16 protein-coding genes are annotated in these 13,337 nt (G+C 73.1%); 9 read left to right on the top strand and 7 right to left on the bottom strand.

All coding sequences use genetic code 11. From position 1 onward, the window contains the following. Positions 1-9: 9 nt before the first annotated feature. From AMK29_RS17055 to AMK29_RS17045, 3 genes are all read right to left on the bottom strand, one after another. Positions 10-438 carry a DUF6325 family protein gene (locus AMK29_RS17055; RefSeq protein WP_073813898.1) on the bottom strand — a complete coding sequence of 143 codons (429 nt, stop codon included), beginning with the start codon at positions 436-438 and terminating at the stop codon, positions 10-12. Positions 439-653: 215 nt separating this feature from the next. Beyond that, a complete protein-coding gene (locus AMK29_RS17050) occupies positions 654-1,190 on the bottom strand; it encodes a Dps family protein (protein ID WP_382616413.1) in 537 nt (178 codons plus the stop codon). Positions 1,191-1,328: 138 nt separating this feature from the next. Continuing rightward, a complete protein-coding gene (locus AMK29_RS17045; protein WP_073813610.1) occupies positions 1,329-1,787 on the bottom strand; it encodes a hypothetical protein in 459 nt (152 codons plus the stop codon). Positions 1,788-2,031: 244 nt separating this feature from the next. On the opposite strand from AMK29_RS17045, the gene AMK29_RS37155 reads away from it, so the two are divergent. The 6 genes from AMK29_RS37155 to AMK29_RS17015 all read left to right on the top strand — a co-directional run bounded on the left by AMK29_RS37155 (position 2,032) and on the right by AMK29_RS17015 (position 7,162). Beyond that, on the top strand, positions 2,032-2,259 hold the full coding sequence (locus tag AMK29_RS37155) for a DUF2945 domain-containing protein (RefSeq protein ID WP_073813608.1): 228 nt from the start codon (positions 2,032-2,034) through the stop codon (positions 2,257-2,259). Continuing rightward, positions 2,256-2,600, top strand: coding sequence for a DUF3140 domain-containing protein (locus tag AMK29_RS17035; RefSeq protein WP_073813606.1), 345 nt, complete (start codon positions 2,256-2,258; stop codon positions 2,598-2,600). The genes AMK29_RS37155 and AMK29_RS17035 overlap by 4 nt, the downstream gene beginning before the upstream one ends. A 181-nt stretch (positions 2,601-2,781) precedes the next feature. After that, positions 2,782-3,189, top strand: coding sequence for a hypothetical protein (locus AMK29_RS17030; protein ID WP_073813604.1), 408 nt, complete (start codon positions 2,782-2,784; stop codon positions 3,187-3,189). After that, positions 3,186-5,090: a GMC family oxidoreductase gene (locus tag AMK29_RS17025; protein ID WP_073813602.1), complete on the top strand. Its 1,905-nt coding sequence runs from the start codon at positions 3,186-3,188 to the stop codon at positions 5,088-5,090. The genes AMK29_RS17030 and AMK29_RS17025 overlap by 4 nt, the downstream gene beginning before the upstream one ends. A 26-nt stretch (positions 5,091-5,116) precedes the next feature. Beyond that, complete coding sequence (locus AMK29_RS17020) at positions 5,117-5,986, top strand: hypothetical protein (protein ID WP_241845423.1); 870 nt, start codon at positions 5,117-5,119, stop codon at positions 5,984-5,986. A 63-nt stretch (positions 5,987-6,049) separates the two neighbouring features. Continuing rightward, the gene (locus AMK29_RS17015; protein ID WP_073813598.1) at positions 6,050-7,162 is read left to right on the top strand and encodes an AI-2E family transporter; all 1,113 of its coding nucleotides are present in this window, start codon (positions 6,050-6,052) and stop codon (positions 7,160-7,162) included. Positions 7,163-7,164: 2 nt separating this feature from the next. Here AMK29_RS17015 and AMK29_RS17010 read toward each other — a convergent pair whose 3' ends face one another. Together AMK29_RS17010 and AMK29_RS17005 are read right to left on the bottom strand one after the other, a co-directional pair. Then, positions 7,165-7,827, bottom strand: a complete 663-nt coding sequence (locus tag AMK29_RS17010; protein ID WP_073813596.1) for a response regulator — start codon at positions 7,825-7,827, stop codon at positions 7,165-7,167. Further along, positions 7,824-8,951 carry a sensor histidine kinase gene (locus AMK29_RS17005; protein WP_073813594.1) on the bottom strand — a complete coding sequence of 376 codons (1,128 nt, stop codon included), beginning with the start codon at positions 8,949-8,951 and terminating at the stop codon, positions 7,824-7,826. Before AMK29_RS17005 ends, AMK29_RS17010 begins: the two co-directional genes overlap by 4 nt. A gap of 309 nt (positions 8,952-9,260) precedes the next feature. Between AMK29_RS17005 and AMK29_RS17000 the strand changes: the two genes are divergently transcribed. Beyond that, positions 9,261-9,635: a DUF6223 family protein gene (locus tag AMK29_RS17000; RefSeq protein WP_073813896.1), complete on the top strand. Its 375-nt coding sequence runs from the start codon at positions 9,261-9,263 to the stop codon at positions 9,633-9,635. Positions 9,636-9,855: 220 nt separating this feature from the next. Further along, positions 9,856-11,112, top strand: a complete 1,257-nt coding sequence (locus tag AMK29_RS16995; protein WP_079196918.1) for a phospholipase D-like domain-containing protein — start codon at positions 9,856-9,858, stop codon at positions 11,110-11,112. Between the two features lie 37 nt (positions 11,113-11,149). Here the strand turns inward: AMK29_RS16995 and AMK29_RS16990 are convergent, their stop codons facing one another. Continuing rightward, positions 11,150-12,025: a YihY/virulence factor BrkB family protein gene (locus AMK29_RS16990; protein ID WP_073813592.1), complete on the bottom strand. Its 876-nt coding sequence runs from the start codon at positions 12,023-12,025 to the stop codon at positions 11,150-11,152. Positions 12,026-12,188: 163 nt separating this feature from the next. Here AMK29_RS16990 and AMK29_RS16985 point away from each other — a divergent pair, with 163 nt between their 5' ends. Then, entirely contained in the window at positions 12,189-12,467 is a 279-nt protein-coding gene (locus AMK29_RS16985; RefSeq protein ID WP_073813590.1) for a hypothetical protein, read from the top strand. A 69-nt stretch (positions 12,468-12,536) separates the two neighbouring features. On the opposite strand, the gene AMK29_RS16980 is transcribed toward AMK29_RS16985, so the two are convergent. Beyond that, a complete protein-coding gene (locus AMK29_RS16980) occupies positions 12,537-13,277 on the bottom strand; it encodes a pyridoxamine 5'-phosphate oxidase family protein (protein ID WP_198942265.1) in 741 nt (246 codons plus the stop codon). Between the last annotated feature and the right edge of the window lie 60 nt (positions 13,278-13,337).

Genomic DNA, 13,337 nt, shown 5'->3' with positions numbered 1-13,337 from the left:
CGCGGTACGTCAGGAGACGGATCCCGCCTCGGCGGCATCCAGGGACGCCAGGAGGTCCTCGACCGGGATCCTCCCGGCGGCCACCATCCGTGCTCCGCTGCGGCGCAGGGCCGCCGCCAGCGGCGCGGCCCACACGTTCTCGTACACGAGGACGCCCGCGGAGTTGCCGGGATCGAGGACGGCGGCGGCCTCCTGGAGGTCGTCCTCGCCCAGCAGACCCGAGGAGGCGCCGTCGAAGACGGCCAGGTCGAGCTCCCCGTCGCCGTCCATGTCGCTGAGCTGGAGCGCTCTGACCGATCCGTCCTCGTCCTTGCGGACGAAGGACAGGTCGAGGATCCGGATGACGTGCCGCTCGACGAGGTCGAGCAGCAGGGCCAGCCCCTCTCCGGTCATGCGATTACCGGGGAACTCCAGAACCAGGTAATCGACAGGTCCCATCTCGGAAAGTTCGTCGACGCTCATACCGACTCCTCGTCCGGCGGCTCCGTGCCTCCGCTGGTGCGGCAGCCACGCCCTCGCCCGCGCTCGTTGCCGCCTTCAATTCCAACACCGCGGGACCTCGCACGCACCTCCGGGCGTGGTGAGAGCCCCGCCGGGACGGGCGGGGCTCCTCTGCGCCGTGCGCGGCTCGGGGCTGGTGCGCCGTGCGCGGCTCAGGGCTGGTTGCGCGCCTGCTCGGCCGCGCGGTCCGCCGCCGCTCGTTCCGTCCGGGCGCCGGCGGTGCTGAGGCTCCCGCCGCTGCTCTCCAGGTGGGCGCGGACGAACCACTGGAACAGTTCGAGACCGCGCAGCTGCTCGATGAGCATGTCCTGCGTGACGGGGTCGGAGGACTCCGTGGCCTCCATGGCGGCGCGGTGGTCCTCGATGAGCTGGGTGTAGACGACGTCGAGGGCGCCCAGGTGCGCGATGGCCTCGGCCCGCCCGATGGAGTAGTCGTCCCACGTCCGGTCGGCGACCAGCGCTCCCGGCGTCCCCCGGGGCACGCCGCCGAGGGTGGAGATGCGCTCGGCGAGGTCGTCGGTCATGGACCGCACCTGGTCGACCTGCGGGTCGATCATCTCGTGGACCGCGATGAAGTGCGGGCCGACGACGTTCCAGTGGACGTGCTTGAGGGTCAGGTGCAGGTCGTTCAGCGCGTGCAGCCGCCCCTGGAGCAGCTCGACGATGTCGGTGCTGTCCTCGGGCGACATCCCCGGGACGGTGTATCTGAGTGCGGGCTCGGAGGCCACGGCCTTACCTTCTTCCTTCCGGCGTACAACACGTCTCTGCGGGCAGGAAATCACCGCCGCCGCATGGTCGCCGTCCGGGACGGCCGTACGGATGAGGGATCAGCGGTCGGTGCCGGGGCTGTCGGGGCGGGCGGTGTGGTCGGGGTGGCCGTCGGTGCGGCGGGCTTCCTTCATCTCCGCCTCGTAGAGGTGGTCCCGTCCCTCGGCCAGCTCCGCCACGGCCTGGCGTTCCACCGAACGGAACGGCTCGTAGTAGGTGCGGTCGTACTCCTCGACGATCTGGAAGGTCCAGTGCCCGGGGATGACGTTGCGCCCCATGATCTCCCGCTGCACGCGGTCGGCCCAGTCGGCGTGGCCCGCCTCGCGCAGCAGCTCCACCGCCCGGTCCAGCTCCAGGTCGGCGCTTCCCGTGAGCTGGTGGAAGGAGTAGAGGTGGCCGCGGGCCCGCTCGATCGTCTCCCAGGCCTTCGACAGGGATCCGAGCGCTTCCACGGTGGCGTCGCTGACGCCGTCCGGACGCCGGTGGCCGCTGTCGGGGCCGTCGCCGCTCTCGTACATGGAGAACCGTCCTTCCAGAGAACCGCACGGGCCGGCGGATCGGGCATGTCTCAGGGCCATCCCAGCCGAGCCGTGGCGCGGCGGCTATCGCCGTACCTCCATTCGGAGCACGCGCGTCGACGGCGGCCTCGGGCAGCGGGTGCGCCGTGCGGAGAGCTGCACGAGTCTGGGACCGGGCGCGCGTGCGCGTGCCCCGAGACCGGAGGAGCACGGGCGGCATCGCGCCCCGCGAGAGGAGCACGTCGTGGCGGAGAAGGACGACCTGAAGAAGGGTGACGAGGTGGCGTGGAAGAGCCACGGCCAGAACGTCACGGGCAAGGTCAAGAAGAAGATCACGGACCGGGGCCGGGCGGCCGGACGGACCGTGGACGCCTCCGAGGACGAACCGCAGTACGAGGTGGAGAGCGACAAGACCGGTCGCAACGCCGTGCACAAGCCCGGCGCCCTGCGGAAGAAGGGCAAGCGCTCGTGACGGCCGCCGATCGGCGGGACGACGACCGGGACGGCGTTCCGAAGGAGTTCCGCGAGGCGGTCAACATGACCGCCGGGGAACTCGAGAAGTGGCTGGACACCGACGAGTCGAAGAGTGTCGGCCAGAGCGACGGCGGCGAGAGCGTCGGCCATGCCTCCGGCCGGCGCATCGTCGACCTCCTGTCGACGAAGAAGGACGATCTGAGCGACGACGACATCGCGCACATGCGCAAGGTCGTCGGCTACGTCCACCGGCACCTCGCCCAGCGGCCCGGCGGGGACGTGACCGACACCCCCCGGCGCCACTCCCTCATGAACTGGGGCCACGACCCCCTGAAGTGACCACGGCGTCGAGCCACTTCGGCTCCGGTCGGCGCTCGGCGCCGGGTCGGTCGCCAGGTGGACGCCTGTCGAACGTCAGATCGGACCCCGCGCTCCTTGTGAGGGAGCGCCCGGGGGCGCATTCCAGCCCTTCCGAGGGCGCGGCGCTTGGACCGGCGGGCAGCAGGGCACCGATGCCCGCGTGCCCCCTACAGACGAGACACGTCGTTTCACCGCCCTGTCGGCGGTCCTGACCGGCTTCGACCCGGCGACCCTGGAGGCCACGGGCCTGACCGAGGTGTACCGGGCGGTCGCCGCGGAACGGCTCGGCGCCGACCGGTACGCGCGGCTGGTGCACGCGCGGGAACCCGACGGCACCATGGGCGGGGAGCTGAGGGAGACGGCCCGCGCGGTGACGTACCTCTGGTACACGGGCAGCTGGCCGGGGACCCCGCCGGTCACGGTGTCCCCCCGCGGCTACGCCGAGGGGCTGGTGTGGAAGGCGGCCGGGCTGCGGGCTCCCGCCACGGATCCCCAGGGTTACGGGAGTTGGGCCGGGGCCCCCGCCCGGTCCGGTCCGGGCGACCAGGTCGAGGGGAGCGGCCGGTGACGGGGTACGACGTGGTCGTCGTCGGCGCCGGTGTCGCGGGATCGCTCGTCGCGGAACGGCTCGGCCGACAGGGCCGGCGGGTCCTGGTCCTGGAGGCGGGCGCGGCGGAGCCCGGAGCCCCGGGGCCGGGCGCCGTGGTCCTGGAGGCAGGCGCGGCGGGGCCTGGAGCACCGGGGCCGGCCGTGGATCCGCCCACCGCTGGTCTGACGCCCACCGCCGGCAGGACGCCCGTCGCCGAGGTGCCGGCCTTCCCCCGTCGGGCCCATCCGGCGGCCGACTGGCCCGAGGTGGCGGACCTCGTCGGCACGGACGGCGCCACCGGCTTCCGGGCGTCCGGTCATCTCCGGCAGGACGGCCCCCTCCCGTACGCCAGCGGATACGTCCGCGTCAACGGCGGCACCGGCACCGTGTGGACCGGCCTCGCGCCGCGCATGCTCCCGGAGGACTTCGACACCGAAGCCCTCGGGTACGGCCGACGGTGGCCGCTGACCTACGACGAGCTTGAGCCCCATTACCGTGCGGCTGAAGGGGAGTTGGGGGTGGCCGCCGACGTCGACGAACAGCGCGAGCACGTCGGGCTGCCCTTTCCCGACGACTACGTGTTCCCCATGCGGCCCCTGCCCGCCGCCCGCCTGGACAGCGTGCTCGCCGCCCGCCTCGACGGCCGGCGCGTCAAGGACCCCGTCGCCCTGACCGAGGTGGAGCTGCGGGTGGTCGGCACACCGCACGCCCGCAACGGCGTGCCCGACCCCCGGTACGACGGCGGCCGCGGCTACCTGCCGCTCGGACGGCACGGGCGGCCCGACCCCGACAGCCGGTGCGTGGGCAACGCGAGCTGCATCCCGCACTGCCCGTCGTACGCGAAGTACACCCCGCTCAAGACCCAGGGCCGCTGGAGCGCGAGCGTCACGCTGCGGGACCGGTCGGTGGTGAGCCGCGTCCTCGTCGACGGTCGGGGGCGCGCCTCCGGCGTGGAGTACCGCTCCTACGACGGAGAGGTGTCCGTGGCGCACGCCGATGTCGTCGTCCTCGCCGCGCACGCCGTGGAGAACGCCCGGCTGCTGCTCCTCTCCGGACTCGCCGACCGCAGCGGCCAGGTGGGCCGCAACCTGATGGACCATCCGGTACTTCTGACCTGGGGCCTGTTGCCCGAGGACGCCGGTCCGTACCGCGGCCCGGGCTCGGTCTCCGGCTTCGAGGGCTTCCGCACGGGCGCGGCGCGCCGGCTGCGGGCACCCTTCCGTGTCGAGTTCGGAGCGTGGGGCTGGGTCTGGGCCAGGGGTCCCGTCGACACGGACGTGCAGCACTTCCTCAACGAACGGGGCCTCTTCGGAGCGGAGTTGAGGCAGGCCGTCGGGGACCGGATCCGGCGCCAGTTCACCCTGCAGTTCGAGATGGAACAGGGCGCCGACGCCGCGAACCGGGTCACCCTCCACCCGAGCGCACGCGACGCGTCGGGCCTGCCCCTCCCCCTGGTCACCTACGACCTCGACGAGCACGTGCGGAAGGGGATGGTGGCGGCCCGCGCGGTCTCGGACCAGATCTTCGCCCTGCTCGGCGCCGAGGACCACACGGACTACACACCGGCGGCGGCCTGGCCGGGCCGCTTCGAGCACCACGGCCGCACGTACGGATACCGGGGCGCCGGTCACGCCGCGGGCACCCACATCATGGGCGACTCCCCCACCACGTCCGTGGTGGACGCCTGGCAGCGCTGCTGGGACCACCCGGGGCTGTACGCCGTCGGCTGCGGCAGCATGCCCTCGGTGGCCACCTCCAACCCGACCCTGACGATGGCCGCGCTCGCCCTGCGCAGCGCCGAGCGGATCGAGGCGGACCTGGCGGCGCGCGACCGGCCGCGGTCCCTGGCCGCGCCCCCGGCGTCCCCCGCGACCGCATGACCCCCACCGCCCCCAGGAGGCCCGACGTGAGCGCACACCTGCCCCTGCCCCCCGTACCCGATCCGTTCCGGCTCCCCTTCCACTACGGCGCCCTGCACCAGATCGGCGTCGACTGGCTGGTGGACCCCGAGCCGGTCCGGGACCTGCTCGCCAAGCACCACCCCGATCTGACGGCGGCCACGTTCGAGGACGGACGGGCGCTGGTCTCGCTCAACTACCAGCTGTACTTCGCGCAGTACGCGTTCGGCGGGGGCGTCACCCAGGAGATCGAGGTCAACGTCATCGCCTTCCCCACGACCGAGGCCGGACGTCTGCCGCGACTGACCTACGCGCAGTACGCGCGGGGCTGGGACCAGACGAAGCTGCTCGGCATCGCCCGCGTCCATGTCGTGTGCGACAACCCCTTCGCGATCAGGGCCGGGCGTGAGCTCTACGCGGAGCCCAAGTACCCGGGCTGGTTCGAGGTCGGCCTGCCGTCCCTCAACGGGCCGGAGGGCACGACCTGGACCGTACGGTGCAGGGCGGCGGCGATCGGGCCGGACGGCACCCTGGAGAGGAACCCCAGCCCGCTGCTCGACCTCACGGCCGAGCTGGACGGCCTCACCGGCGTCGCCGCCAGCTCGGCCCCGATCACGGGCTACGGCACCGACCCCGAGGGGCGCCTGCTCGCCGGCCCGATGAACGTCTACCAGCCGTACCGCTGGTACGACCTGGCATCCCCCGAACACGCCGACCGCACACGGCTGACGCTCCCGTCCCAGGACGGCGGACTCGGCCGCGACCTCCGCACCCTCCTCGCCGACGAGCCACCGGCCGCCGGCGCCTGGACGTTCCAGTCACCCCCCGTGGCCGCCCACAACCGCCCCTACTACCTGCCGACGGGGCCGCGCCCCTGAACACCCGGCCTCGCCCCGAACCGGACGACCGGCCGGGTGGCGGACGACCATAGGGTGAGCCCCATGTCTGACACGTTGAGTTCACCGAAGACGGCTGCCGCACTGCGCAGAGCAGCACGCGTCTCCGCCGAGTCGCTGCTAGTCCTGCTGATGGCGGCAGTGGCCCTGTGGATCCTGGGCCGCATGTGGTCGGTCGTCTGGCCGCTCATAGTGGCCCTCTTCCTCACCACCATGACCTGGCCCCTCACCCGCTTCCTGCGGCGGCTCGGGTGGGCACCCGCCCTGGCCGCGGCCGTGGTCACCGTCCTCTTCCTCCTGGTGGTCGCCGGCATCGTGGCGCTGATCGCGGTGCCCGTCGCGTCCCAGTCCGGCGAACTCGCCGACGGCGTGGTCGAGGGCATCCAGAAGGTGCGCGAATGGGCCGCCGGGCCGCCGCTCAACATCGGGGACGACCAGATCTCCGGTGCCTTCGACGCCGCGATCGCCCGGATCCAGGACAGTGTCGGCAGCATGGTCGGCACCGTCGTCGCGGGCGTGGGCACCGTGGTCGACGGTCTCGTCACGGCCGTCCTCGCGCTCTTCCTGATGTTCTTCTTCCTCAAGGACGGGCCGCGGTTCCTGCCGTGGCTGACCCGCCAGCTGCCGGGCCGCCTGGCCACCGACGTCCCCGTCGTGGCCGCGCGCGGTTGGGAGACCCTGGGCGCGTTCGTGCGGTCGCAGGCGTTCGTCGGCCTGCTCGACGCCGTCTTCATCGGCCTGGGACTGTGGTTCCTCGACGTCCCCCTGGTGCTTCCCCTGGCCGTGCTGACCTTCGTCTCCGCGTTCGTGCCCATCATCGGCGCCCTCTTCGCCGGCCTGGTCGCGGTCCTCATCGCGCTGGTGTCGAACGGCCTGACCGACGCTCTGCTCGTCCTGCTGATCATCGTCGTGGTGCAGCAGCTGGAGGGCAACGTCTTCCAGCCCATGATCCAGAGCCGCGGCCTCGGCCTGCACGCCGCGGTCGTCCTCCTTGCCGTGACACTGGGCGGCAGCCTCGCCGGCATCGTCGGCAGCCTCCTCGCGGTCCCCGCGGCAGCGCTGATCTCGGTGATCTGGAACTACCTCCGCGAGCAGCTCTCGGCCCCGTCCCCCGAACCGGAAGCCGGGGAGCCGCAGACGGCGCCCGCCGTTTCCTAGGGTCAGGAGGTGCGCGGGGCCACCAGGCCGGACTCGTAGGCGAGGACGACGAGTTGGGCGCGGTCGCGTGCGTGGAGCTTGGTCATCGCCCGGTTGACATGGGTCTTCGCGGTCGACGGGGTGATGACCATGCGGGCGGCGATCTCGTCGTTGGTCAGGCCGTGGGCGACGAGGACGACCGCCTCGCGTTCCCGGCCGGTCAGTTCCGCCAGGCGGCTGCCGACGCGGGCGGGCGGCGGCTGGGTGACGTAGCGGTCGATCAGCTTCCGGGTGATCGAGGGCGCGAGCAGTGCGTCGCCGCGGGCGGCCACACGGACGGCGTGCAGGAAGTCCTCCGGGAGGATGTCCTTGACGAGGAACCCGGCCGCCCCGGCGCGCAGCGCGTCGAAGACGTACTCGTCCATGCCGTAGTTGGTCAGCATGACGACGTGCACGCCGGCCAGGGCCGGATCCGCTGCGATGCGCCGAGTCGCCTCGATGCCGTTCATGACGGGCATCTGGATGTCGACGAGTGCGACGTCGGGCACCTGCTTCCGGACGAGAGCCACGCCCTCCTCGCCGTCGGCGGCCTCGCCCACGACCTCGATGTCGTCCTCGAGGTCGAGCAGCGCGCGGAAACCGCTGCGGATGAGCGGCTGGTCGTCGGCGAGCACCACCCGGATCACGACGCTCCCCCGGTGGGGAGTTCGGCCTGGACGGTGAAGCCGCCACCGGCGCGCGGTTCGGTGCGCAGTCGGCCGCCCAGGGCGGTGACGCGTTCCCGCATGCCCAGGAGCCCGAGGCCGGGCGTCGGCGCGGTGTCCCGCGTCGCCGTCCCGTCGTCGTCGACGCGGATGGCGAGGACGTCCGGCCGGTAGTCGATCAGCACCGAGGCGACGGTGGCGGCGGCGTGCCGGGAGACGTTGGTGAGCGACTCCTGCACGATCCGGTACGCGGTACGCCCCACCGCGGACGGCACGGTGTGTGGGTCCCCCTCGATCGTCAGCGTCGTCTCCAGACCGGACGTCCGGAACCGTGTCACCAGGTGGGGGATGTGGTCGACTCCGCGCGGCGGGGTGGTGTCGTCGTCCCGCAGAGCCTCCAGGGTCGCACGCAGTTCCCGGCTCGCCTCCCGGCCCGCCTCCCGGATCGCCAGCAGGGCCTCCGGCACCTGCTCGCCCCGGCGCCCGGCCACATGGACGGCGACCTCGGACTGCACGGTGATGACCGAGATCTGGTGGGTCAGCGAGTCATGGAGCTCGCGCGCGATGCGCAGCCGCTCCTCGTCGGCCCGGCGTCGCGCGGTCTCCTCGCGGGTGTGCTCGGCTTCCTCCGCCCGCCGTTCGGCCTGCCGCACCGCCTCCCCGGCGGCGAAGGCGGCGATCAGCCAGGCGATCTCCAGGGTGCTCCGCGCCTGCGCCGCGACCTCGCGCACGGAACCGTCCTGGAGGACCAGGGCGGTGAGGAAGAGCACGGCCGGCAGACCGACGGACGCGGCCAGGGTGACGGTGCGACGCCCGGCGCGTACGGCGCCGAAGACCGCGACCAGGTAGGAGACGGCGAGCACCTCGAACCCCGCCGCCTGGTGGCCCACGGCGCACAGGCCGGTGACGGCCAGGACGGCGAGCGGTGCCCGGCGGCGCGCGGCCAGCGCGAGCCCGCCGAGCGCCAGCAGCGAGGCGCCGATCACCTCCCGGCCCCCGGCCGGGTGCGGCCCGGACAGGCCGGTGCCCAGCAGCAGCGCCGCCACGCCCACGGCGATCGCCCAGTCGGTGACCCCGGCCGGGACAGCGAACCGTCCTTTGTCCATGGGCGCACCGTAGCCGGGTGCGGCGGCGGGCGGATCCGGCTCATGGAGGAGCGGCCGGCTACCGCGCGTGCGATATGCGCGGGCCGCCTGACGCGTCCGCGGTATCCGGATGCCGCGGCGGCGGCAGGGGAAAGTGTCCGCGCCTGCCGGACGACCGCCGGGCGGGAGGGGGCTGATGCTCGGAACACATCGGAGAGCGCGACGGAGAAGTCCGCCACGGAGACGAAGGAGAGCGGCATGAGTGCGGTATGGACGCTGAGGGAGGGGAGCGCTGTGGGTGCGGTACCGGCGCTGAGGGACGAGAGCGGCGTGAGTGCTTCGGCAGCGCTGAGGGTGGCCGCCGAGGGCGGCATCATCGGCGACGGGCGTACCGGGGCCAATCTGGCTCTCGGGGTGGGGCTGCTCGCCGTCGTCGTCGGATGGCTGGCCCTGTCCCGCGCCCGCGGCCGGATCGGCCCCGGCAGCGCGCGCACCGGCGGGATGTCTGCCGTCGCCGTGGGGGCGGTCGGCACGGTCCTCGCGGTCCTGCACCTGGCGACCTCGAGCGGCGGTCCCGGTACCGGCAACGGGCTCGTCGGCGCCGTCGTGGCCGTCCCGCTGGGGCTGGGCGGCGTGCTCCTCGGCCGCCGGGCGCTGACCCGCTCCCGCGCCGCCGACCGGTCGGCGGGCCGGGCGACCGTCTGAGGGCCTGCGGGACATGGTGCGCGCGGGCCACACCGTACGGCGCGGCCCGTCGGCGGCGGCACCGCGCACCGTGGGTTCCGGCGGACCTGCGAGGAGAGGGCGTGGCCCTCGCGACTCGGGGTATCGGGTTCTGGCACGCGGTGCCGGAACTGCCGTCGGAGTCCTCGGCACCGTCGGATAAGGTCCTGAGCCCCCATGGCCGACGGAGGAGTGTACCGGTATGTCTGACAGAGAGCCGCCGCTCGACGGCGCGACGGTGGTGACCGCCGACAGTCCGGCGGACGAGCGGATCGAGACGGTTGTGACCGCCGACGGTACGGCGGACGAGCGGATCCACCGCATACGCCGGCGCCTCGAGCGGCTCATCGGCGTCGCGGCGACCGAGGGCAACGCCCTCCGCCCCCTGCGCAACGGGGACGAGATCTTCACCGCCATGCTGGACGCGATCGACGGCGCCCGCCACACCGTCGACATGATGACCTTCGTCTACTGGCGGGGCGACATCGCGCGGCGTTTCGCCGAGGCCCTGTCCGACCGGGCGCGGGCGGGTGTACGGGTGAGGCTGCTGCTCGACGGTTTCGGCAGTCGGCTGATAGAGCGGGACCTGCTGGACCGCATGAGCGGGGCCGGGGTCGAGATCGCCTGGTTCCGCAAGCCGCTCTACCTCTCGCCGCTCAAGCAGAACCACCGCTGCCACCGCAAGGTCCTCGTGGTCGACGAGCAGACCGCTTTCACCGGAGGCGTCGGCATCGCCGAGGAGTGGTGCGGTGACGCGCGCAACCCCGGCGAGTGGCGGGACACGCACGTGGAGGTCCGAGGGCCCGCCGTCGACGGCATCGCCGCCGCCTTCGCCCAGAACTGGGCGGAATGCCACGCGGAACTCTTCGACGAGCGCGACCGGTTCGTGAGCCACGAACCGAGCGGGAACGCCATCGTGCAGGTGGTGCGCGGCTCGGCCAGTTTCGGCTGGCAGGACATGCAGACCCTGATGCGCGTGATCCTCGAGTCGGCCGAGGAGCGCGTCCGTCTGGCGACCGCGTACTTCGCGCCCGACTCGTACTTCATCGACCTGCTCTGTGCCACGGCCCGGCGCGGTGTGGACGTCGAGATCCTGCTGCCCGGCCCCCACACGGACAAGCGGGTGTGCCAGCTGGCGGGACAGCACCGGTACGAGGAGCTGACCGCCTGCGGCGTACGCATCCACCACTACCAGCCGACCATGATGCACGCGAAGGTCATGACCATGGACGGCGTCGTCTCCCTGATCGGCTCCACGAACTTCAACCGCCGCTCCCTCGACCACGACGAGGAGGTCATGCTCGCCGTCATGGACGCCGAGTTCACCGCCACCCTCGACGCGCACTACGACGAGGACCTCGCGGTGAGCGAACCGATCAGCCCGGCCCGCTGGAAGCGGCGGTCGCTGCTGCAGCGCGCCCGGGAGACCGCGGTGCTCCCCATCCGCCGCTACCTGTAGCGGGAGCGGGGCCCGGAACTCCGGCGCCCCGCCCGGTTCATCTCCCGGCCCGGGCGAGGACCGCGTTGAACTGCGCGCCGGCGAGCAGGGCCAGGTTGCTGAACCACAGCCACACGAGGAAGACGACGACCCCCGCCAGCGAACCGTAGAGGCGGCTGTAGGTCCCGAACTGCGTGTAGAGGGTGAAGAGCGCGGACGCGCCGAGCCACAGGACCGCCGCCAGGGCGCCGCCCGGGAACCCCCGGCGCGTTCCGCGGACCTGGGCGGGTCCGGTCCGGTACAGGATGAGGATCAGCGCCGTGACGATCAGCAAGAGCACCGGCCATCGCAGGACGGCCATGACGTCCGTGCCCGAGTGGCCGGCGGCCGCCGCGAGCCGCCTGGCCACGGGGCCGGTCGCGACGAGGCTGGCGGCGCCCGCGACGAGCAGGGCCAGGAGCACGCCGGCGGTGAGGACGAGGACGTGCGCCGCGCGGAGCGGCGGCCGTGTGTCGGGCAGCCGGTGCATCGTGTGCAGGGCGCGGCGGAAGACGGCCAGATAGCTGGAGGCCGACCACAACGCGCTGAGGACGCCGCTGACGAGCAGGACCCACAGGGAGGACGGTTCCGAGGTGAGGCCGTCCAGAGCCTCGCGCAGCACCTGGGCCGACTGGGGAGGGGCGTAGGAGGTCATGTCGAGGATCAGGCGCTCGCGGGTGCCGGACCCGGCGAGCCCCACCAGGGAGACCGAGACGAGGAGGGCGGGCACGAGCGCGAGCACGGCGTAGTAGGTGAGCGCGGCCGCGAAGTCGGCGATGTTGTCGTCCCAGAGGCGTACGGCGGTGTCGCGCAGCGAGGAACGCGTGCGCCTCAGGAGCTCGGCGGCGCGGCTTCCCGGAGTGCTCCGGTGCGTGCGGAGAGTGTTCGATGTCACGAGGCCCTCCTGCCCGGCCTCACCGCTCTCATCCTCCGGCGACCTCGGTGCCCCTTCGGGCCGGGACCAGGCGGCGAGGCCAGGGTCGCTTCGGAGGAATGACGGCGGCGGACAGGGGCAGCCGGGGTGTGAGACCCGTGTGGAATCGAACGAGGAGACCCTGATGCAGAGCACGCCCGAGCCGGAACTTCCCGACCCCGTTCCGGCGAGCGACGACGCCGTCACGCCGGACCTGCCCGCGCCGGGACCGGAGGCACCGGACATCCGGATCACCGGAGGCAAGCGGTCCGGGACGGATGAGGCCGACGAGGACGGCGGGCAGCGGAAGGACACGGAGGAGCCGGGTGAGGACGGCGGGCAGCGGAAGGACACGGAGGGGCCCGGCGAGGACCGCCCGGCTGCCGGCCCCGGTACTCCGGCGCCGCAGGAGCAGACCGACTAGGGCCCGTGCGGCCGCTCGCGTGGCGGGGCGGGGTCGGGGCGTGGAGGGCACCGGCCCCGCCCCGGGATGTCATCCGACGGTCGTGCTCCCGCTGAACCAGCCCCGGAACTTCCGCGCCCCCGCCGCGCCCTCGGCATGCGCACCCGTGTCGGCTGCGGCGGCGGGCCGCTCGGCCCTCGCCAGCAGCTTCTCGGCCTCGGCCCGCCAAGCCGTCGCGTCCGCGCGGGGCGGCGGCAGGAACGGCCCCCGTTCCGGCGCTTCGGCGGCGGCACCGAAGAAGTCACCGCCCTTGCGTCGGAAGTCGTCCGTGCCCCAGGGGCGTCCGGAGCCGTTCCGGGGGACCTTCTGCAGGTGCGGGATGTGCTTGGCGCAGTGGATGTACGCCTCCTCGACGGCGACCTCCACCCAGACCAGGGCCCGGCGGCCGGGCACCGGGTCGACCGCGAGCCCGGGGTGGGCGCGGCGCATCTCGTCGTCGTCCACGACCCTGGCCCGGCCGTTGACGTGCAGGCCGATGCGGTCGCGGAGGAAGTCGACCATGAGGAGGCCGACGTGCGGGTTCTCCTCGATGTTGCCGAGGCTGGCGTGGACGCCGTTGCCCCGGTACTCGGGGTAGGCGAGCGTCGCGTCGTCCAGGACGTGGAGAAAGCCGGGCGGGCCGGCGCGGAAGGTGTTGTCGCACTCGCCGTGCCGGTCGGCGGTGGCCAGGAAGAACATCTCCTGACGCGCGACGAACTCCGCCATGCGCGGGTTGAGCCGGTCGAGGACCTGGTCGGCGTAGAAGCGGTCGGCGCGCTCCGCGGTGCCCATACGCTGCTGCACCTGGTGCTCGCCGTCGCTGCCCGGGCGATGGGTGCGCGGGGAGGCCTC

Source organism: Streptomyces sp. CB02261 (assembly GCF_001905665.1).
Classification (GTDB): domain Bacteria; phylum Actinomycetota; class Actinomycetes; order Streptomycetales; family Streptomycetaceae; genus Streptomyces.
This window is presented reverse-complemented; position numbering and strand designations above follow the sequence as displayed.

What these genes read in the sequence shown, in the direction of transcription:
- AMK29_RS17050 (WP_382616413.1), bottom strand. Translation starts at nt 1,190, where the DNA reads ATGTCGCCCGAGGACAGCACCGACATCGTCGAGCTGCTCCAGGGGCGG.
- AMK29_RS16985 (WP_073813590.1), top strand. Translation starts at nt 12,189, where the DNA reads ATGCAGAGCACGCCCGAGCCGGAACTTCCCGACCCCGTTCCGGCGAGC.
- AMK29_RS17045 (WP_073813610.1), bottom strand. Translation starts at nt 1,787, where the DNA reads ATGTACGAGAGCGGCGACGGCCCCGACAGCGGCCACCGGCGTCCGGAC.
- AMK29_RS17015 (WP_073813598.1), top strand. Translation starts at nt 6,050, where the DNA reads ATGTCTGACACGTTGAGTTCACCGAAGACGGCTGCCGCACTGCGCAGA.
- AMK29_RS17055 (WP_073813898.1), bottom strand. Translation starts at nt 438, where the DNA reads ATGGGACCTGTCGATTACCTGGTTCTGGAGTTCCCCGGTAATCGCATG.
- AMK29_RS17005 (WP_073813594.1), bottom strand. Translation starts at nt 8,951, where the DNA reads ATGGACAAAGGACGGTTCGCTGTCCCGGCCGGGGTCACCGACTGGGCG.
- AMK29_RS16980 (WP_198942265.1), bottom strand. Translation starts at nt 13,277, where the DNA reads ATGGGCACCGCGGAGCGCGCCGACCGCTTCTACGCCGACCAGGTCCTC.
- AMK29_RS16995 (WP_079196918.1), top strand. Translation starts at nt 9,856, where the DNA reads ATGTCTGACAGAGAGCCGCCGCTCGACGGCGCGACGGTGGTGACCGCC.